This is a genomic window from Photobacterium ganghwense, assembly GCF_017329545.1.
Lineage (GTDB): Bacteria > Pseudomonadota > Gammaproteobacteria > Enterobacterales > Vibrionaceae > Photobacterium > Photobacterium ganghwense.
Genome location: NZ_CP071325.1, coordinates 1,335,364 through 1,355,871 on the forward strand (window position 1 = coordinate 1,335,364; position 20,508 = coordinate 1,355,871).

Genomic DNA, 20,508 nt, shown 5'->3' on the forward strand with positions numbered 1-20,508 from the left:
GCCAACTCAGCCCGGCCAATGCCGGGCTGAAAGGTGAGATTATTTCAGCATACGTTTCAGGATTTTACCGGTTGCTGTCATCGGTAACTCTTCAACGATGTCAATCAGGCGAGGGTATTTATAGTCAGCCAGGCGGGCTTTACCCCACTGAACCAGTTCTTTTGCGCTGACCTTGGCACCGTCTTTAAGGATGACAAATGCTTTGGCTTCCTCTCCGTACGATTTGTGTGGTACGCCAATGACGGCAATCATCTGGATATCCGGATGGGCCATGAAGGTTTCTTCGATATCCCGTGGGTAGATATTGAAGCCGCCACGGATGATCACTTCTTTTAGCCGATCCACCACGTAGACATAGCCTTCCTCGTCTATCCGGACGATATCACCGGTATGCAGCCAGCCATTAACCACTGTTTTCGCTGTCTCTTCCGGCTTTTTATAGTAGCCCTTCATCACGTTGTGACCACGGATCAGCAGCTCGCCTTCTGCCCCTGCCGGAACGGTGTTGCCCTGATCGTCGATAACCTTCATCGACACCCCAGCCAGTGGCTGGCCGATACTGCCGGGCTTACGCTCAAACTCAAGGTGGTTGAACGCGGCGACCGGAGACGATTCGGACAGGCCGTAGCCTTCAATCACCGGGACATTGAGCTTCTCTTCAAATTGTTTCAGCACTTCAACCGGCATGGAGGCACCGCCGGAAATGGCCACTTTCAGGTGCTTGGCAATCTCGATGATGTCTTCTCCACCGTGTTTTTCAGCAAAGGCCAGCAAGCCGATAAACATCGTGGGAACGCCGGCAATATGGGTGACCTTGTGCTCGTACATCTGCTGAATGACCAGTTTCGGCACAAAGCGGGGGATCAGAACCAGAGCACTGCCTGCCAGCATCGAGGTGTTCAAGATCAGTGACTGACCGAAGGTGTGAAACAGCGGCAGAATGGCCATGCTGACATCTGTGCCTTTCTGGTTCAGCAAAGCCTGGCATGCCTGGGCATTACACAGCATGTTGCTCTGGGTCAGTTCTGCGCCTTTGGCCCGGCCGGTGGTGCCGGAGGTGTAAAGAATCACGCAGGTATCTTCGGCACGGCGGAAAATCGCTTCAAAGTGATCGTTGTCGGTGTCGGTCAGCCAGCTACCGAAATTGTGGTATTGCGGAGCATTGTGTGTGGGTGCCGACTGCTCGTTCGGTTGCTCCGTCGGCAGTGCCATTTGCAGCTCAGAGCCGCTGGGAATGCAGATAAAGTGCTGGCAGCGCTCAGCCTGAGAGAAGCCCTCGTAGCCGTATTCACCGCTCGGCAGGGCACTGTTGCCTTCGTAACAGATGAAGGCAATGGCATCGCTGTCGTCCAGATGATAGGTCACTTCGGTGCCTTTCAGCATGACATTCAGCGGGACGGTGACCGCTCCGACTTTTTGGATTGCGTAGTACGCGATGACAAAAGCCGGGTTATTCGGGCATGACAGCGCGATTTTATCATCGGGTTTGACGCCGAGGTTGCGCAGGTGGTTCGCCGCACGGTTAATGAGCGTATTGAGGGTACGGTAATCGAGTTTCTCGTCATTGAAAATGAGCGCGGTACGGTCGCCACGAAAGCTCGCATTACGTTCAATAAGTGTCGCCAGATTGTACATTGTCTTTTTTGTCATTAATGATTTTGGCTCATTCTAATATAGCTGACGCCGCGCTGACGGATTTTTTGTGAAATTAAAATTTCACATGATTTTTTCGACATATTTTTATTCATAGATTCAGTCAGATAGCAACGAGACTGGTACGGTGTCTATGTGCCAGTTTTATGAATGTAGGTAACGTGATGAAAACAAAGAAGAAGGAAGCTTCGCGCTCTACACCATGTTTATGACGCTTTGATGGCGGTAATTTGACGATATTTTAGCCGGGTCCTATTTTTAGTGGGGTTTAACTGACAGAGGTGTGGAAAGATGAAGAAAATGAACTCGGCTTATCGTTTGCAAATCATCAAAAAAGTCGCGACTCGTCGGCGCCTGATGACCGGTGGTGACCCGATGGCCTGCCACATCTCTCAGTTATTGGAATCTCGCGATAGTCAGGATACTAATTTGGTTGAACACCACTTCAGCGGATGTCATTACGATGACAGAGTCGGCGGTTGGGTCAGCAATTTGTGGAGCTTGAAAAAGTAATGGTTCTGACCTGATTTGGCCATTTTTGATCGTTGAATGGTCAAAACAGGACAGTATCGGGCGATACGCCAGAGTCTTCTCTGATGATGCGGGCAAGTTCACTCTGCCCGCATTTTTTATGGGCGGTGTTTGCTGTCATCACTATGGGGTGTTAACACTGGCAAAATCAATGACGAAAGGATTAAAACGGAGAAACACTGGCGATCGGCAATCGACTCAGGTACATTCCCCCGGTCTCAAAATTTTAGGTCGATGCATGAACTACGTAGAACTGGATAGCTATTCCCGTAAGTGGATCTTCACTCACGCTTCTATGCCTGTCGAAGCCGATGACTTGGCGCAAATCAAACCATTCACTCAAGCGCGTTCAGCCCAGCTGTGGCGCGAGCATGTCAGCAGTCAGAGCCCGGATGCTGATCACTTTGAAAAGGGTGACTGGCCCGCAGATCAGAAAATCTGGTCTCAGTCATTTGACTGGCAGAGTGCCTGGGACGGTGACGATATCGATTTGCCGGATGCCATTTCGGCAGAGTTGAGCTGGGAAGATAACACGACGGTATTCTTCTGCTACGAAAAGTACAATGTGGTTGAAACCAAGTGGGGCGTCTTTAAACGCAACTGGAAAAACTTCCTGTTTTTCGATGATGGCCCACTGCTGTTGGGACGCAAAAAAAAGCAGGCTGTTTGGTTTAAATCTAACGGTACTTTCCAGATTGGTCATCGCCCGGATAGAACGCCGAGCGGCGAGTAACACGACTCACCGCCACGCCGTACATTAAAAAAACACGCTGTCGCGATTGAGTGACAGCGTGTTTTTTTTGGCTCAGTCCTTTTGCCTTGCTTTAGCCAGTTTCTGCATCTAATTCCGGCTGGTTGAATTCCACCATCTGACCTTTGCCTAACAACTTGGCGTCATACATTGCTTCATCGGCGCGCCGCAGGATATCATCCGCAGACTCCTGACTGTGTGGATGGACGTAATAACAGCCGATGCTGACGCCGACAGTAATACGTTTATCGCCAACTTTCATGACCTGACTCAGTCGCTCAAACAGCCGCTGGCTGGTGGCTTTGACATTCGCTTCGGTCAGCGGAGGAGAAAGAAGAATGACAAACTCATCCCCAGCGAGCCGGGAGACCAAATCACCTTTGCGAATGGCCCGCCGCAGCCTTTCGGCTACGATGCGTAATACTTGATCGCCAATTACATGGCCATGGCTGTCATTCACGGCTTTGAAATTGTCCAGATCCAGAAACAGTACCGCGAACCCGTGCTCTTCGTGTGACGGCGCTTCGAGCAGAGCCTGCAAGCTGCGATGCAGTTTGACCCGGTTGGCCAAATTAGTAAGCGGATCGTGGTTAGCCATGTATTCCAGCCGCTGAATCTCTTTCATTGAGCGCAGATCAGAGGCCACCACCACGGTCTGACGTCCCGGTTTGTGGGTGTCGGAAATGCGGGTGATCCGGACGAACAACGGCAGCGGTTCCCCTTTGGCACCACGGGCATTGATTTCCCCCTGCCACTGGCCGCTGTCTTGCAGGGCAGTGCCGATAATAGCCTGTAACTGCCGGTATTCTTCAGCCACCACCAGTTGGCTGAAATGCATCCCCATTACGCTTTGCTGATCGTACCCGGTCAACTGATGGAACGTGCTGTTGACCATGGTCAGGCGGCCCTGATTGTCGATCAGGATAATGGCATCCTGACTGTTATCAAACACCTTGGCAGCCAGTTTCTGCTGCCTTTCGGCGGAGTGTTTTGCGGTAATATCTTCAATCGCAAACAACGTTTGTAGCCTGCTGTGCAATGGCCTGCTGACAATCTGGTAGGTGCGGATCTCGCCGTTAGACTGGGCACCCTCGACAATCAGGTGATCAATCTGGCGTGGGTGGCTCAGGGCGTCATCAAGCAGCCGCTGAAAAGCTTCACGCTCAACCGGTGCGAGCATATCGATCAGCGAAGGCCAGTCATGGTGGGTAAAGGCTGACTGGAAAAGTGTCTGGCAGGCGGCATTGGCTTTGGTGATTTCACCACGCTGGTTGACCACCACCAGGCCGTGCTGAACGGTTTCGATGATGTCGTCAGCAATGGATTTTTCCTCACGGAGCTGGCGCAGGGCGAGGCGTAGCGCGGCATCCCGTTCAGAAATGGTGTCCACCATGGTATTGAAGCTTTCTGTTAGTTCATTGAGCTCATCCCGGCTGCTTCTGACTGGCGTAATCGGCTGATGCGCTTCGCCTTTAATGACATCACGAATACCGGCATTGAGTTGGGACACTGGCTTGATCACCCAGCGCTGCAGACGGCTGATGATGTAAGTGCTGACTCCCACCAAACCGAAAAACAGCAGCAGACTGATTTTTAAGTGTGTCCACTGAATGGCATGAAGTGATGCCAGTGACACCGAAATGTGCATGTGGGCAATGTTCTCTTTTTCCAGCAACACCGGAATCTGGAGATACAGGGTGTGCTCGCTAAACACCACGTCGTGTTTATCCAACCGAATCAGCATACCGGAAGGAAAGGCCTGAGAGGCTAAATCGCGGGTGTACTGTGAAAACAAGGTGCCATTGGGGAGTTCCAGCCGTACCGCCTTAATAAGCGGATCGGCCTGAAAGGTGGTCAGGATCTCTCTGGCAGCTTCGGAATCATTGAACAGCACTGGGGCGGTGAGGTTCATGGCGATACCGTTGGCCAGAATTTGCGTCCGGTTGACCAGATTGTCCCGCTCAATGGCTATGTAGCTGCGATAGCTGATGATTTGAAAGCCCAGGTAAACGAGCAGAATAAACAGCATCAACGGGAATCCGAGCCGCTGATTCAGTGGCAGGCTATCAATCCATTTTTTCATGTTGGCCTCCTTGTGCAACCGGGTAGGCATCATCGAGCAGAGCGATCCGCAGCAATTGAGATTTTACCGATAACCGGCCCTTCTCGAGGTGGTGGGGCGACAGTACGGGTTTGATTTGCTGACCAACAGCCCGCAGCTCAATCATACCGCCCAAGGCTAGAAACTGTGGACTGTCACTGATGGTCAGCAGGCCCTCATACTGAGGAATACTTTGCAGCACCGGTAGCTTTTGTGCCGTGATGTAGAGCAAATCACACTGCTTACTGGCATCCGTCAGGTTACCGACACTGCGAAACTGACCAAGGTGATCTTTGTCCGTGAACAGTTTCTGCAGCGTGACGGTCGTGCTGTCACGCCCCAGCACACAGTAGCGGGCGACGTGATCCTCCGGCACTTGCCACCGGATAAAACTGGCCAGCCGATAGATATACACGGCTTTGATCTTGTGCACGGCAAAGCTGCCTGTCATTGCGTGATCTGCGCGGGCAGGGTTTAGTGTCATCAGCAGAAACAGTGCCAGTATGGTGAGGAGCCCGGACGACCGTCGGAGCGATGTTGTGCTCATAGTAGGTTCCACGCCGCCCTCAATGTAATGCTGTCTTCCAGTTTGGCTTTTGTCGGCAAATCCCGATAGTGACCTTTACCCAAGGCATCGACAATCAGCTCAATCTGGGGCGAGTGGGGCGTTGCCTGCCAGGCGAGACGAAGGTCCAGGGTACTGACAGACGGTGCCCGGTAAAAATCATTGCTGGTGGAAACGGCGCTTTTGTAGCGGTACCAGAGATCCAGTTGCCACTCGGGAGTGATGTCCCACAGGCTCTGTACCGAGAGGTAGTGCGCTGGTTGCAGCTCATGGTTCAGGCGATAGCCGGTGTCGGCATCCGGCTCGCAACTGCTGTAACCCTGGCAGTCTGCTTTGGTCCGAATGTAGCTGTAGCTGGTATTGAGCGTAAAAACAGGCATAGGGGACCAACGAACTGCCGTTTCGAAGCCGTAGCTCTCGGCATCCAGCGCGTCACTGTAACTGTTGCCGATAACAAACATACCGTGTGGCAACTGCGTTCCATCAGTGCACAGGCCATAAACGCACTGAATGGCCATATCATCCAGCATGCGCAGATTTTTAAAGCGGCTGTAGAACAACGTACTGTCAATGGCCAGCTCTGCAGTGGGGGAGATTCGGTGCCCGATGTCTACCGTGGTGACCGTTTCGGTGTCCATATCCGGATTGGCCGTGGTACTTATCAACATCGGGTGGACGGTATTGGCCCCGGTTGCGTTGTTCTGTACTTCTACCTGGCCCAGGATATAGCCGTCGGTTTTGCTGTCGACAAATGAGGGGGTGACGGCCCCGCGTCCGGCTCCCAGCCACACTTGTTGCTGAGGACTGACATGATAAAGCAGCCGCGCCTGCGGCTGGAATTCCGTGGCATCGTTAATCGAGAAGTGTTCAACTTTGGCTCCGAGCAAACCCGTCAGCTTCTCCGTCAGTTGCGAATCCAGCTGCAGATAGGCATTCAGGATAACATCGGTTCCTCGCGGATCATGGCTGAACCGTCCCCATGGCTCGGTCTGGCGAAGAAAATCGCCCGGATACGGCTCGGTCCGGCGATGGATAACCCGGGCGCCACCGCCCAGCGTCAGGCTATGCCCGGCAGCCAGGGAGTGATGGGCAAGGGTATCCAGATCGAAGGTATAGAATTCTGCTTCCGCGGAGGGCTCATTGGTCTCATTGGCATCCAGCCACAGATGCAGCTCATAACTGGTTGTCTCGCCGTGTTCCAGCCAGTCGACACTGGCGTAGGCTCCGCGGTGATAAACATTCAGGCGGGCTGGCGAATAGATGCTGTCTGAAGGGCGGTAAAAGTCTGCCACTGTCCAGTCATGACTGGATCGGGTTTCAAAACCCCCGGCCTGTAGTGTGATTTCCCGCTCGCTGCCATCATAATCGGCCCGGAATCCTCCCCGCAGGTTCTGCCACGCATCGTTCCAGTCGCTGTAATAATCACTTTTTACGCCCTTGGCATAAAAACGGGCTGCCCAGTGGTCATTCAGGCTGAATCCGTAACGATAGCTGAGTTCCTGATACTGGTTTTCTCCGGCGGCGACTTCGATAAAGTGACCCGGTGTCTGGTGGCTGTTTCGGGTGATGATGTTAATCACCCCGTTAGCGGCATTACCGCCCCACATCGTCCCGGCGGTACCGCGGATCACTTCGATGCGCTCGATGTCTTCCAGAATGGTATCAATAGTGTGCCAGTAGGTACCTGACATCAGAGGGCTGAACACACTGCGGCCATCAATCATGACCAGAAGCTTGTTAAACAGTACTTCGTTCAGGCCACGCATTGAGACTTGCCAGTTAAACGTCGAGATCTTGTTTACCTGAACGCCCGGTGCTAATGCCAGTGCTTCGGCCACCGAGCGGACCCCGCTGCGGCGAATCTGCTCCTGAGAAATAACATAAACCGCTGCCGGCACCTCATTGAGTGCCTGGGGTTTTTTCGCTGCCGAGGTAATGCGGATGTCGGCATTGGCCAGCTCTTCCAGGCTCATGGACAGCAGTTGATCCAGCTCATCTGCGGATGCACTGGACGCGGCAAACAGCGCAGGCAGCAGGCAGGCCCACAATGTATGGCAGCAGCGATGGCCAGAAGGGGTGCTGGATGGTGGCATGATTGAAATTACAGGTTAAACAAAGTTGCATTCAGTTTAACAAAGAATGATTAAAGTCCTTATTTTTTAAGTAGTTAAACTTAAATTTGAAGTGTTTGTTTTTATTCTCAGGAGGTATGGAAAATGGCTGGGAATACCTTTTGGGGAAGGGAGATTTGGCTCTCAGTTTGTCGGCCGGGCACCGTATTTATGTGTGATGTGACATATGAATGAGCTAGTACGGTGCAATTCCGTACACATGAGTTTGATTTGACACAAAAGAACGCCTCGACCAGACGTGCAGCAGTACTAAAAATAAATTACAGATTTGTGATGGCTGTCAAGTTTTGGCTGCTGCGGACAGCGTTATTTACGGGTTGCCATGAGCTGCAAAATATTTTGCTCTGCTTTCGATAAATTTTCCTGACTGGAGTGAATCGAGCTGGGCGAAGCATAAAAAGGTTGATGGAGCGGTTTGCCCAACACCACAAAAAACTGCGCTCCGACCTTACCGGTCCGGACTTCGATAGGCAGGGCTGCTTTCTCCAGCGTGGCCATCTGGCGTGAGAACAGCTGGCTGCCCGCGACGTAAATACTGCCACTGCGGATAAACACGAATCCGGAGGTTTGCTCGGTATCCGGAGTGTAAAACCACACGCCAAACGGAGCCAGCATGATGTCCAGGTAGGTGAGTGGCACTGAGCAGTGTGCCGGGCTGGAGTGCGCCTGATAAGTGCCTACGATGACTTTGGTGGTGGAATCATGCTCTTCAATGATAGGCAGATCTTGGGCATGGAAATAACAACTTTCCGGTTTGGTCATCTCTTTCTGACCGGCGGGGAGGGCCGTCCAGAGGCTGAACGATTCCACCTGACCATTGTTCGGCGTCATGATGTCTTTATGGATGATGCCGCTTCCGGCCGTCATGATTTGCAAATCGCCGCTGGCGAGGGTGGTGTGACAACCGGCGGAGTCGTGATGACGCATTTTACCGATGACCGGGTAGCTGAGTGCATCAACGCCCGAGTGGCCGTGGTAATCCAGGCCGGTGGAATGGATGACTTCACTGGCAGCAAAATGGTCCCATAAGACAAAGGGATCGAGTTGATTTAATTCAGATTTTTCAATAAAAGCGGTGAGTAACCCATCTTTTTTACCAAAGCGGATTTTGGTTACTTTTCTTGTGTGTCTCATCACCGGCCACCAGCAACTTAGGATAGTTTTTTGCTCACGTTGATATACCCTAAATCTTAGACCTTACCCACAGAATCCACCAAGGTGGAAACCACGCTCACGGTACTTTTTTACGGAGCGCTGACATTGTCCCGATGCTTGTTGGTGGTGCGGGTTTTTACTGTCGGTTTATGTTGGTTTTCATTGCTGGAGTCCTTTTTCTATACATTCTCTCTTGGTGCTTATCTCATCTTCAGGCCGTTAATCCATGTGTCAATCCGTACATCAAATCATGCATCAATTCATGTATCAATTCATGTTTCAATTCATGTTTCAATCAGTGGCGTCGGCCCAGCTGACATAAGCGACCTGCGCCGGTATTTTCAGGGTCTGAAACATGGTCAGCCAGCGAATCTGATTACTCTGTAGCTTGTCGCCGGGTCCTTTGACTTCCACCCAGCAATAGCGGTCTTCTTTGAACAGAATCAGATCCGGGAAACCACTGCGGTTGCTTTTGGGGTCGAACAGGATGCGCTGAAACAGCTGTGCCAGCGCATCGGGCGGAAAAGCGGCGACACTGTGCTCAACCAGTTCACGACTCAGCAGTGTCCAGTTGACCCAATCGTTGGTCAGCCCTTCTTTTTCACGATAGACCGCAAGCCACTGTTGCCACTGACCATTGGCGATGTGGTGTAAGCGGGCCTCAATCAGTGTTTCGCGTTGTTCGGCAAATTCCGGTTGGTACATGTCTCTGGGAGAGCGCTGGAACGGGTTGAGAAACGCACCGGGCATGGGGGCAAAAATAATGTCCCAGAAGGCCAGCCCGAATAAACCACAAATCAGGGCATTTTCGGTATAGCAGGCGGTCCATCCTCGCCGGGCGTAATGCTCTGCCACCACAAGTTCAACCCGTTGCGCCTGTTGTGGCAAGGTGAGCTGTACTTCGTCAAATACCGGCTTTCGTCGGGGAGTTGTGCGTTGACCTTGCTTACGGCGCAGTTGTCGTAGCAGGGTGTCGGCCACTTCCCCTTCCTGTTCGTTGACGGGATCCTCCGCCATGGCCAGCGCCAAAGGCAAAGCCTGTTCTATTTCCTGCAATCTATCCAGAATCCGCACCTGACGTTCACGAGACGGCGGCAATTCGCTTTGTTGAAATAATGACAACGCCAGCGGCAGGTGATCCGGGTTGGTGACGCCGAGTCGTTCAATGTCGCGGGCAAGCTGATTGATGAGCCGTTGGCGTTTTCGCTCCAGCGGCGGCCAGTCAACGCGGGCTGGAAGCTGAGTGCTTAAGGCCAGAATCTGCTCTCTGTCTTTGCGTTGTGCCGCGTCCTGATACTCATCAGCCAGCTGGCTGAGTGCCAGCCACTGGTCGATTTGTTCCCGCTGGGTGAAAAGTCGCTGAAAGCGGTCAATGCGGTAGGATTCGAAGCGATACAGCCCTAAGTCGGCCAACACAAATTCGCTGAGATCCTGATGGCTGTTACCAAAAAAGCACAACAGCAGTACGCTCAGAAACTCGGTATGGCAGACTTCAAGGATAGGCTCGCCAAAGTCGCTAATATCCGGATGGAAGGCGTGCAATGCGGTCAGTAAGTCATTTTTCTTTGCTTGCTTAACCGGGGACAGTGCCGGAAACAGCTCAAGTAATTCAGGTTTGGTGAACAGGGCCCCCAATTGCTCTGCTGACCCGTGTTCAGGCTGTCGAATGATAAATCCGGCCATCACCAGTTCGTCACAGGCCGCCGGTATGCTGCTGATTTCCTGATAGTGAAGCTTCTGCTGGCGAAACAGCGGCCCTTTTCGAGATAGCAGGCGAATGTACAGCAATTGTCCGTCAAGGCTGAGGGCATCAAACGTGTCCAGCCAGTGGTGCTCTGTTTCAGTCAGCAGATCACTGTATTGCTGGCGAACGTGGCGAATCAGTACCAAAAAGTTATCCCGGTAATAATCCGCTTTTAGGATGGGCTGGGACGTCATGTTTAGGGCTGGCTGTTTCATGCAGGTTCAGATAAATCGCTAAAATAAAAAGAAATACACACATTAGCTATGAGTGTAATGTTATGGCAAATGTTTGTGCAATATCTAAGCTATCTCAATAGCTTAGCATACGTCGAGGTGCTATCATTGTCATTGTTTCTGCGGCATAAATCATAGGTTGATCCTGTTGTGAAAAATTGGGGCGTAATGCATTGGATTCTCTTGGGTTGGCTAAGCCTGTTCAGCCTGCATGGCGTAGCCGGTGCCTCTGTGCCGGTCGTAAAGGCAAGTGAAACCGATCCGAATAAGTTGGTGGGAGCGGTTTGCGTTATCCGCCATCAGGATCAGCTGGTGATGCTGGCAGAAGTGATCACGGAGAAGTTTTCGCTTCCTGGTGGGTATATCGACAAAGGGGAGACCCCGCAGCAGGCGGCTGCCCGTGAAACGCTGGAAGAAACAGGGATTCGGGTAAACGTTGGGGACCTGATTCAGAACCGGGGCAGGGCTGCCATTTATGCCTGTGTTGCACAGGAACCCATCCTGGTCTCATCGTTCAAAGACAAGTACGATCATCCGATTGTGGCTTCCTGGTTCTCGCGCCATTTTGCTACGGAAGTTAAGCGGGTATATCTAATTGACCCGATGACCTTGCCGGCGTCCGAGTACCGCTATCAGAAAGATATTGAGTTACTGACCGGCTGGCTGAATGCGACCCCTGAAAGTGACATCGATCTTTATGACAGCCTCGCCCGGCAGCTGAATCTGATGAATCAGTATGAGTTGGAGACGATTCTCACCTTTCAGCAGGCGGTTGCTAGCTGGCCCGCTGAAATCCAGTCTCTCTTTGGAGGGCTGGCCTCCGCGTTGAATCTTGCTGGAGAGCCGCTTTTCATTGTCTTTTTGGTATTGCTGATCGCCAGTCTTTGTCCCACCCGTTACCTGCTCGTCTGGCTGTTTGCTTTGGTGATGATGTTGTTTACGACATTGTTGCTGAATTTCAGCGTCACCGCCCCGCGGCCATATTTTGCGATGCCACAATTACAACAAATTGATGCCAATGGATTCGGTTTTCCGAGTTCGCACGTGCTGCTGGCGACGCTGGTCTGGATGTCGGTCTGGCAACTGAGCAGCCACAAGCTGAAAGCTGCTGGCAAAGTGCTGTCGGCGCTGTTGGTGGTGATACTGGTAAGCGGCTTGGGTGTGGCTCGGGTATGGTTTGGCGTGAATTTCTTCAGTGATATCGTCGTCAGTATTCTCCTGGCTCTGGGGCTGACCATTCCGTTATTTGCCTGGTGGCGGGTAGATTCCGTTTCTGCGTTAACGCTTGCGGGTAATCGCTGGTTCTGGTTGTTTGCCACCATCATGGTGGGAGTTGTCGCCAGCTACACACTGGATCCGAAAATTGCCTATATTTTCGGAGGTCTGCTGGGGGTGTTCCTGTCAGTGGAATATGCCACCCGTACCGAGCCGAAAACGAGGCTTTCGCTGGGGCGAACCCTGCTTGCATTTGTGGTCATTTCTTTGGTGGCGTTTGGACTGTACCGGTTGATTAACTATGTCTCTTATCAGCAGACCGTGAGCCTTATTGTATTAACGATAAAAGGATGTGGTGCCGCGGCGATCAGCGCCTGGCTGATCGGCGGGGCGGCTTTTATTCGACGCAGGCTGGCTACATCGTCGGAGTCTGATTTTCCCGCGCCTGACGATCGCGACCAATGAACGGCCTTTTCATGAACAATGATTTTATGGCTGTTCGTTTTATGAACATTCATTCAATAGACAGCCATCATCCAGACCGCTGATTTATCCGCCATGTATTATTCTGCTACGAGCTGGCTAAAGCAGCGTGGCTCGTGCTTTTTTTCCCTTTAACACTGGGGTAAAGTGTGACTATCCAGACCTTTCGGTCACAGGGTAGAGAGCAAAGGGCGACCTGCCCGAACCGATAATTATCAAAGAGGCCAGTCGTCGTAGGATACGTCGGAAAACTGGACAAGGAGAGCAATGTTACCTGCACTGACACATCAAGACAGTACCGATGATGTGGTTCTGTCGTTCCTGCGCGCATTAGAAAATGCCGGATTTCGCGGGGATATCGAACAATCTTATGCCAGCCGCCTGGCAGTTGCCACTGATAACAGCGTCTATCAGCAGCTGCCTCAGGCCGTTGTTTTCCCAAAAGATGAACAGGATTTAGTCACGCTTGGCCGGGTTGGCCAGGACGCTGAGTTTCGCTCTGTTACCTTCTCCGCCCGTGGCGGCGGTACCGGTACCAACGGCCAGTCCCTGACACCGGGCGTGGTGGTCGACATTTCCCGCCATATGAACAAGGTGCTGGAAATTAACCCGGAAGAGGGCTGGGTTAAGGTTCAGGCCGGGGTGATTAAAGATCAGCTCAACGATGCCCTGCGTCCGCATGGCTTCTTTTTCTCTCCGGATTTATCGACCAGTAACCGTGCCACAATTGGCGGCATGATCAATACTGATGCCTCCGGGCAAGGCTCCCTGAAATACGGTAAAACCTCCGATCATGTGCTCTCGGTGAAAGCCGTCCTGGTAGATGGCTCCGTACTGGAGACGGAGGCGCTGGAAACGGCGGCGATTCAACGTTTACCGGAAGGAAGTGATCTGGCCAACCGTGCATTGAAGTTGGCCGAGCAGGTTTGTCGGGATAAACGCCAGCAAATCCTCGATAAGTTTCCGCCGTTAAACCGCTTTCTGACCGGTTACGACCTGAAAAACGTGTTTGACGACGAGCTGAACCGTTTTGATATCGGCCGTTTACTGTGCGGCGCTGAGGGGTCACTCGCTTTTATCGCCGAGGCAAAACTGAACCTGACGCCAATTCCGAAATCGCGGGTATTGGTCAACATTAAGTACGACAGCTTTGATTCTGCGCTGCGCAACGCCCCGATGATGGTGGAAGCAAAGGCCCTGTCTGTGGAAACGGTGGACTCGCGCGTCCTGAACCTGGCTAAGCAAGACATTGTCTGGCACACCGTCAGCGATTTACTGGCAGAAGTGCCGGGGCAGGAAATGCTCGGTATCAACATGGTGGAGTACGCCAGTCAGGACACGGAAGAAAACCAGCGTCTGGTTGCGGCATTGTGTGCGCGACTGGACGAGATGATTGCTGAGAAGCAAAACGGCATTATCGGTTATCAGGTCTGTGACGATCTGGCCGGGATTCAGAAAATCTACACCATGCGTAAAAAAGCGGTGGGATTGCTGGGGGCGGCTAAAGGCAGTAAAAAACCGGTCGCATTCGCTGAAGATACCTGTGTCCCGCCGGAAAACCTTGCTGATTTCATCGTGGAGTTCCGCCAGTTGCTGGATGGTCACAACCTTGACTATGGCATGTTTGGCCACGTGGATGCCGGTGTGCTGCACGTTCGTCCGGCATTGGATCTGTGTGATCCCCAGCAAGAGCTGCTGATGAAAACCATCTCGGATCAGGTGGTGGCGCTGGTCGCAAAATACGGCGGCCTGATGTGGGGAGAACACGGTAAAGGTTATCGTTCTGAGTACGGCCCTGAATTTTTCGGGGAGGAATTGTTCACCGAACTGCGCCGCATCAAAGCCGCATTTGATCCGGAAAACCGGATGAACCCGGGTAAAATCTGTACCCCGCTGGACAGTGATGCCGAACTGGTCAAAGTGGAAGGTCAGAAACGCGGTTACTTTGACCGCCAGATTCCGGTGAAGATTCGCGATAGCTTTAAGCAGGCGATGGAGTGTAACGGCAACGGCTTGTGCTTCAACTATGACACCAGCTCACCGATGTGTCCTTCGATGAAAATCACCGCCGATCGTCGTCACTCACCAAAAGGCCGTGCTGGATTGGTGCGTGAATGGCTGCGTCAGCTGGCTCAGCAGGGGATCGATCCGGTGACACTGGAGCAGGATCTGATGAGCCGCACGCCAACGGTGAAAGAGATCATCGACCGGCTCAAAAATACCTTTGGGGCGACCCGAAAAGACTATGACTTTTCGCATGAGGTGATGGAAGCCATGAATGGCTGTCTGGCCTGTAAAGCCTGTGCCAGCCAGTGTCCAATCAAAGTGGATGTGCCGAGTTTCCGCTCACGCTTCATGCATCTATATTACAGCCGTTACCAGCGTCCGGTGAAAGATTATCTGGTGGCGTATGTTGAAAGCTATCTGCCGGTGATGGCCAAAGCGCCAGCGACCTTTAACGCCATCATGCGTCCACAGTGGATGAAAACCCTGACAGCCAACACGGTCGGTTATGTAGACATGCCGCCACTGTCGGTGCCGACTCTGACCGAAAGTCTGGACGGACACCATGCCACCCGGTTTGACCTGACCTGGCTGCAGGCATTGTCAGAGAGAGAACGAGAAGACTATGTGCTGATTGTTCAAGACCCGTTTACCAGCTTCTACGATGCGGAAGTCATTCGGGACTTTGTCATGCTGGCTGAAAAACTGGGTAAAAAACCGCTGCTGGTGCCGTTTAAGCCTAACGGGAAAGCGCAGCATGTGAAAGGCTTCCTGCGCCAGTTTGCTAAAACCGCGCGTAATACCGCAGATTTTCTGAATCAGCTGGCCGCTTTGAACATTCCATTGGTCGGGGTCGATCCGGCGCTGGTGTTGTGTTACCGCGATGAATACAACGAGATGCTGGGCGAGAAGCGTGGTGAGTTTGCGGTGCTGACAGCCCATGAATGGTTGCTGCCGCTGCTGCCGCAGTTGGATGCACTATCATCCCGGCAGGATGACAACTGGTACCTGTTTGCGCACTGTACGGAAAAGACCAAACTGCCGAATGCTGAAAAAGAGTGGGCCACCATTTTCCGCCACTTTGGTGCAGTATTGCAGCCGGTTTCTGTCGGTTGCTGCGGGATGGCAGGGACATTCGGGCATGAGAAGGACAAGCTTGAGGTGTCAAAAGGGGTGTATGCCCTGAGCTGGCAGCCGAATCTGGCTCAGCTGGATCCTGAACGTTGTATGGCAACCGGTTATTCCTGCCGGAGTCAGGTAAAACGTTTTGAACATATCAAGATGAAGCACCCGGTTCAGGCATTACTGCAAGTGGTGAGTCTGGCCTAACGGTCGATGATTTGCCCGTTTTGACCCTCAAAGTGGGTTAAATAACGATGATAAAAACGGGAAGCTTCGGCTTCCCGTTTTTTTTAATTTCCGTTTTTGTTTCCCGTTTATTTAATAGGTAGAGTTAGTCGTCCGGATTAGGGGACAGCCAGTTGTACACCCAACCGGCGATTAACGCGCCGAGTAAGGGGGCTACCCAAAACAACCACAACTGGCTGAGAGCCCAGTCACCCACCAGTACCGCAGGACCGGTGCTGCGCGCCGGATTGACGGACGTATTGGTTACCGGAATGCTGATCAGATGGATTAAAGTCAGCGCCAGGCCTATTGCCAGCCCGGCATTGGCTGGGGTGGCCAGTTTGTGTGTCGCGCCCAGAATCACGATCAGGAACATGAAGGTCATGACAAACTCACTGAGAAATGCTGATATCAGGTTGTATCCCCCAGGGGAGTGATCGCCATAACCGTTTGAAGCCAGCCCTCCGGCCAAGTCGAAGCCGGGCTGACCACTGGCGATACAGTAGAGTACGTAGGCACCCGCAATGCCCCCCAACACCTGTGCGATGATATAGGGAATGACTTCACTGGCAGGGAAGCGGCCACCGGACCATAGCCCCAGAGTCACGGCCGGATTCAGATGGCAACCGGAGATATGACCGATACTGTATGCCATGGTAACCACGGTTAAACCAAAGGCAAAAGCCACTCCGAGCAGGCCTATTCCGACGTCAGGAAATGCGGCACTGATGACCGCGCTGCCGCAACCGCCCAGTACCAGCCAGAACGTGCCGATCAGTTCAGCGATAAGCTTCTTTAGCATGTGAAATCCCTCTGATCCGTTTCATTGACGGTGTGCAATGCTTGTTAAGCAAAGACGATTAAACAATGACGATTAAGCAATGACATTTAAGCAATGCCTTTAATTCAACGATGTTAATGCATTGGCTTTTGTGCATTGAGTATAGTGATCAGGTCGTTTCATGCTGCTTCACACTTGCTACAACTGAGCATCAGGTACTCAGCTTCACGTGCGTATGTGTCTGGTTGATTGGCATACTCAGGCGACTTTATCCGCTTTGCGTCGGGTGGTCAGAATGGGGTCGCCCGCCGGTTCTGGTTGTCGGACTGGTCGATGGTGAGGAGCCGGTTTATCCACCCGAAAGCCATTGTGACTGGCCAGACGGTGGGGTTTGTCTGTCCAGCGTGACAGGGAAATTTCCCCTTGATGGGATTCCGCCATATAGGTACAGCTTTCAATCCAGTCACCATCGTTGAGGTAGAGTATTCCGTCGATATCGACAATATCCGGGTGATGAATATGGCCGCAGATAATCCCGTCGACCTCCTGCTGCCGGGCGTAATTTACCGCAGCACGGGAAAAGCGTTCAATGGCCTGATTGGCTTGCTCGACCCTGGCTTTCAGGTATCCGGCCAATGACCAGTAAGGTTTGTTCCGCAGTTTGCGGTACAGGTGCCACCAGCGGTTGATAAACAGCAGGGCGTCGTATCCCAGATCCCCGATCATGGCGTAGAAGCGACTGTGACAAACCAGGCTGTCAAATTGGTCACCGTGCAGCGCCAGGATCCGACGGCCGGATGCGGTGGTGTGGGTGTACTGATCGTAAAGTTCTACCGCGCCGAGGTTATAGGCGAGAAATTTGCGGATGGCTCCGTCGTGATTGCCGGGAATATAGATAACCCGGCATCCTTGCTCAGCCCGTTTGAGTATCAGGCGGATAATTTGATTGTGGCTCTCCGGCCAGAAGTGCTTGTTTTTAAGTGACCATAAGTCGACGATGTCACCGACCAGAATCAGGGTGTCGGCCTTGTTGTGGGTCAGAAAATGCACCAGAAACTCAGCCTTGCAGTCGCGGTTGCCCAGATGAATATCAGATAGCCAAAGTGTACGATGAGAGAAAACGGTCATAGTGTTTACCATTTAGCTGTCAGGACAGGGACAATGTATTCATCATCCGTTCTGAGTTTACGCTAGTCAGTTAAGGTGACCGTTTCGTTGTTTTATCGTGACATCCTTATGTCACCTGATGCTGAGCCATCAGCCATCAGCCATCAGCCATCAGCCATCAGCCATCAGCCATCAGCTAAGAGCTAGTCATCAGGCCTCGTTCAGATACTGTTCCAGCTGGTTCGCCAGCCATCGGGTGATTCCCCCTTGCTGATTGTAAGTATTCTGAATCATCCCGTAGGACTGCCATTTCATTGCCTGATCGTGATTCAGTACTTTGACGCTGCCGTCCCGCAGATACGGGTTAATCAGCACTGACGGTACGTTTGACCAGCCGGTTCCGTCCAGCACGGCGTTGCGCAGGTGCTCATAAAAGGGCAAGGCAATGTAATTCCCTGAAGCCGGAGATACCGCGTGAAGGCCCTCGTCATCAATGGCCGACAGGGTAAATTCGGTGTACCGGGCCAAATCTGAGTTCACCACCTGACTAAGTTTGGAAAGCGGGTGGGCGCTATGGGCCACGGTCATCATTCTGATTTCACCCAGCTTGATGTGGTGGTTATTGGTCATACGGCGGGTGAACGGAAGCAGGCAGTAGGCAATGTCGACCATGTTCTGTTCGACCATGTCATCCAACTCCGGTGGCGGTGCCATATAGACCGACACGCTGGTGTTGGGGAAATGCTGGCTCATGTCGTGGATTAACTGACGCCAGAATGACTCCGGTAGCGCGTCATCCCGGGCGATGCGCAGCACCGATTCCACCCCCTTAATATGTTGGTCGCAGCGTGCCGTGATATCCCCGGCAATCATCACCATGCGTTCACAGTCGTTTTTGATTGCTTCACCTACCGCTGTCAGCGTGACCTGGTTTCCCGTGCGTTCCAGCAGCTGAACCCCCAGCTCATCTTCCAGCGCGCTCAGGGACGAACTGACGGTGGTACGGCTTTTACCTAGTTTACGTGCTGCCTCGGCAATCGAGCCGGTATCGCTGGTGGCAAGAAACATGGCCAGTTGATTGACTTTCACCTTGCTGAACCTCGAAAACTGTTTATATCAAAACACATTGTCTGCTGAAAAACCCACCCTTGTCGAGTCTTGCGACGAAAAACTCGTCGCTGAGTGATTATCACCATGTGAAAACCCCCGCTATGATTAGTTTCAGTTCCACAAAATCGAATAAAAGCTGACGAAAAATCGTTAGCATCGAGGTTTATATGCTATGCAATGTATCTTTAGAACGAAAACTATTAAAGTTCTCTACAATTTCTGCCTTATTTTTCGCCTTGATGGGTATCGGGCTCGGTTTATGGATGGGCTCGCTGGTGATTGTGTTCGACGGGGCGTACTCGCTGGTCAGCCTGGCGCTTACCCTTGTTTCGCTGGCAGCCGCGTCATATATCCGTTCACCAAAAGCGCGTAAGAACCCGCGTCTTGGCATGATTGAGCCCGGTGTAATTGCATTTAAAGGGCTGGTTATTGCACTGATGTGTGCGCTCTCATTCAGCTCGGCAGTATCGGCAATGATATCTGGCGGCCGTGAAGTTGATGCCGGTCTGGCGCTGTTGTTTGGGGTTGTAAACGTAGTGGGTTGTATCGCTTCCTACATGGTGATAGTGCGCTATGGCAAGAAAGCTCAATCTGCGCTGGTGACAGCCGAGTCTAAACAATGGCTGATGGATACGGTGATCAGTGCCGCCGTGATGGCTGGCTTTATCGTGGCGTCTCTGCTGACCTATGTGGGGATGGAAGAATACGCGGTGTACGCCGACCCGGCGATGGTGGTAGTTGCATCGTTGTATTTCGTGATTGTACCGCTGAAGATGATGGCGGGCGCACTGAAGAGGTGTCGTGAGCAGTATGAGCTGAGTATGTCAGCCAACTGGCAGAACGGTTAAGGGATCTCTCCTGGCCACTGAGCAAACATCACTCCTGTTAATAGTGATACTTAATAGCAACAGTTCACGCTACACTGGAAAAAAGGCGGTCATTCCGACGCACGTCATGATAAGCAGGATCAACATGGGGAGCCTTAAAGGCTCCCCATGTTTTTGTTGACTCTGATTTAGCCTTGGATGTCTGCGCGATCTCTTTTCTCACTCGTTTCACTCGGCCATTTGAACCGGCCCAGCCAGCTACCGTTGCAACAGCAGTGTCTCTTCGATTTCGCGAAATGCATGCGCAGTTTGGATCAGTGAAGTGGCCGTTAAACCGGGTACACCATAGATCTCAACATCAATGCCGTACTTTGACTGTACCTTTTCAACCAGCAGGTCGAAGTCACCGTCACCGGAAAGTAGAATAATACGGTCGACATCAGGCGCGTGTTCCAGCACATCAATGGTAATGCCCACATCCCAGTCGCCTTTGGCGGAGCCGTCACTGCGCTGAATAAACGGTTTCAGTTTCACCTCAAACCCGATTCCACGCAGGATATTCTGAAACTGGCGTTGTTTTTCATCGCCACGATGAATGGCGTATGCGTAGGCCGCTACCACGGTGCGGTCTTGGGTGGCCTCCGCCCAGAATGCGTTGTAGTCAAAGTGAGCCCCATAGGCATCTCTGACGGTGTAGTAGATGTTCTGGACATCGACGAAAATGGCTACTTTTTCCACGGTATTAGTCTGTTAGCAAATTCAATCGCTA

15 protein-coding genes are annotated in these 20,508 nt (G+C 52.3%); 5 read left to right on the plus strand and 10 right to left on the minus strand.

Annotation, left to right across the window (positions count from 1 at the left end):
* Positions 1-39: 39 nt before the first annotated feature.
* A complete protein-coding gene (locus FH974_RS06375) occupies positions 40-1,635 on the minus strand; it encodes a long-chain-fatty-acid--CoA ligase (protein WP_047883493.1) in 1,596 nt (531 codons plus the stop codon).
* A gap of 309 nt (positions 1,636-1,944) precedes the next feature.
* Between FH974_RS06375 and FH974_RS06380 the strand changes: the two genes are divergently transcribed.
* A complete protein-coding gene (locus FH974_RS06380) occupies positions 1,945-2,166 on the plus strand; it encodes a hypothetical protein (RefSeq protein WP_047883494.1) in 222 nt (73 codons plus the stop codon).
* 256 nt (positions 2,167-2,422) lie between these two features.
* On the plus strand, positions 2,423-2,917 hold the full coding sequence (locus FH974_RS06385) for a DUF2947 domain-containing protein (RefSeq protein ID WP_047883495.1): 495 nt from the start codon (positions 2,423-2,425) through the stop codon (positions 2,915-2,917).
* Positions 2,918-3,008: 91 nt separating this feature from the next.
* Here FH974_RS06385 and FH974_RS06390 read toward each other — a convergent pair whose 3' ends face one another.
* The 5 genes from FH974_RS06390 to FH974_RS06410 form a co-directional block, all read right to left on the minus strand.
* Positions 3,009-5,018: a sensor domain-containing diguanylate cyclase gene (locus FH974_RS06390; RefSeq protein WP_047883496.1), complete on the minus strand. Its 2,010-nt coding sequence runs from the start codon at positions 5,016-5,018 to the stop codon at positions 3,009-3,011.
* Positions 5,002-5,583: a YfiR family protein gene (locus tag FH974_RS06395; protein WP_047883497.1), complete on the minus strand. Its 582-nt coding sequence runs from the start codon at positions 5,581-5,583 to the stop codon at positions 5,002-5,004. Before FH974_RS06395 ends, FH974_RS06390 begins: the two co-directional genes overlap by 17 nt.
* A complete protein-coding gene (locus tag FH974_RS06400) occupies positions 5,580-7,694 on the minus strand; it encodes a TonB-dependent receptor plug domain-containing protein (RefSeq protein WP_053061705.1) in 2,115 nt (704 codons plus the stop codon). Before FH974_RS06400 ends, FH974_RS06395 begins: the two co-directional genes overlap by 4 nt.
* Positions 7,695-8,039: 345 nt before the next feature.
* Entirely contained in the window at positions 8,040-8,867 is an 828-nt protein-coding gene (locus tag FH974_RS06405) for a pirin family protein (RefSeq protein WP_047883498.1), read from the minus strand.
* 312 nt (positions 8,868-9,179) lie between these two features.
* Positions 9,180-10,847: a VRR-NUC domain-containing protein gene (locus FH974_RS06410; protein WP_084712437.1), complete on the minus strand. Its 1,668-nt coding sequence runs from the start codon at positions 10,845-10,847 to the stop codon at positions 9,180-9,182.
* Positions 10,848-11,033: 186 nt separating this feature from the next.
* Here FH974_RS06410 and FH974_RS06415 point away from each other — a divergent pair, with 186 nt between their 5' ends.
* Entirely contained in the window at positions 11,034-12,545 is a 1,512-nt protein-coding gene (locus FH974_RS06415) for a bifunctional NUDIX hydrolase/phosphatase PAP2 family protein (protein WP_084712438.1), read from the plus strand.
* A gap of 285 nt (positions 12,546-12,830) precedes the next feature.
* Complete coding sequence (gene ydiJ / locus FH974_RS06420; RefSeq protein ID WP_207103578.1) at positions 12,831-15,896, plus strand: D-2-hydroxyglutarate dehydrogenase YdiJ; 3,066 nt, start codon at positions 12,831-12,833, stop codon at positions 15,894-15,896.
* Between the two features lie 124 nt (positions 15,897-16,020).
* Here the strand turns inward: ydiJ and aqpZ are convergent, their stop codons facing one another.
* The 3 genes from aqpZ to FH974_RS06435 all read right to left on the minus strand — a co-directional run bounded on the left by aqpZ (position 16,021) and on the right by FH974_RS06435 (position 18,891).
* Positions 16,021-16,716: an aquaporin Z gene (gene aqpZ, locus FH974_RS06425; RefSeq protein WP_047883500.1), complete on the minus strand. Its 696-nt coding sequence runs from the start codon at positions 16,714-16,716 to the stop codon at positions 16,021-16,023.
* A 237-nt stretch (positions 16,717-16,953) separates the two neighbouring features.
* Positions 16,954-17,823, minus strand: coding sequence for a UDP-2,3-diacylglucosamine diphosphatase (locus FH974_RS06430; protein ID WP_047883501.1), 870 nt, complete (start codon positions 17,821-17,823; stop codon positions 16,954-16,956).
* 189 nt (positions 17,824-18,012) lie between these two features.
* On the minus strand, positions 18,013-18,891 hold the full coding sequence (locus tag FH974_RS06435) for a LysR family transcriptional regulator (protein ID WP_047883502.1): 879 nt from the start codon (positions 18,889-18,891) through the stop codon (positions 18,013-18,015).
* A 188-nt stretch (positions 18,892-19,079) separates the two neighbouring features.
* Between FH974_RS06435 and FH974_RS06440 the strand changes: the two genes are divergently transcribed.
* Positions 19,080-19,760 carry a cation efflux transmembrane domain-containing protein gene (locus tag FH974_RS06440; protein ID WP_207103579.1) on the plus strand — a complete coding sequence of 227 codons (681 nt, stop codon included), beginning with the start codon at positions 19,080-19,082 and terminating at the stop codon, positions 19,758-19,760.
* A gap of 237 nt (positions 19,761-19,997) precedes the next feature.
* Here FH974_RS06440 and FH974_RS06445 read toward each other — a convergent pair whose 3' ends face one another.
* Positions 19,998-20,477 (minus strand): LabA-like NYN domain-containing protein, encoded by a 480-nt coding sequence (locus tag FH974_RS06445; protein ID WP_047883504.1) that lies wholly within the window; start codon positions 20,475-20,477, stop codon positions 19,998-20,000.
* Positions 20,478-20,508: the final 31 nt, after the last annotated feature.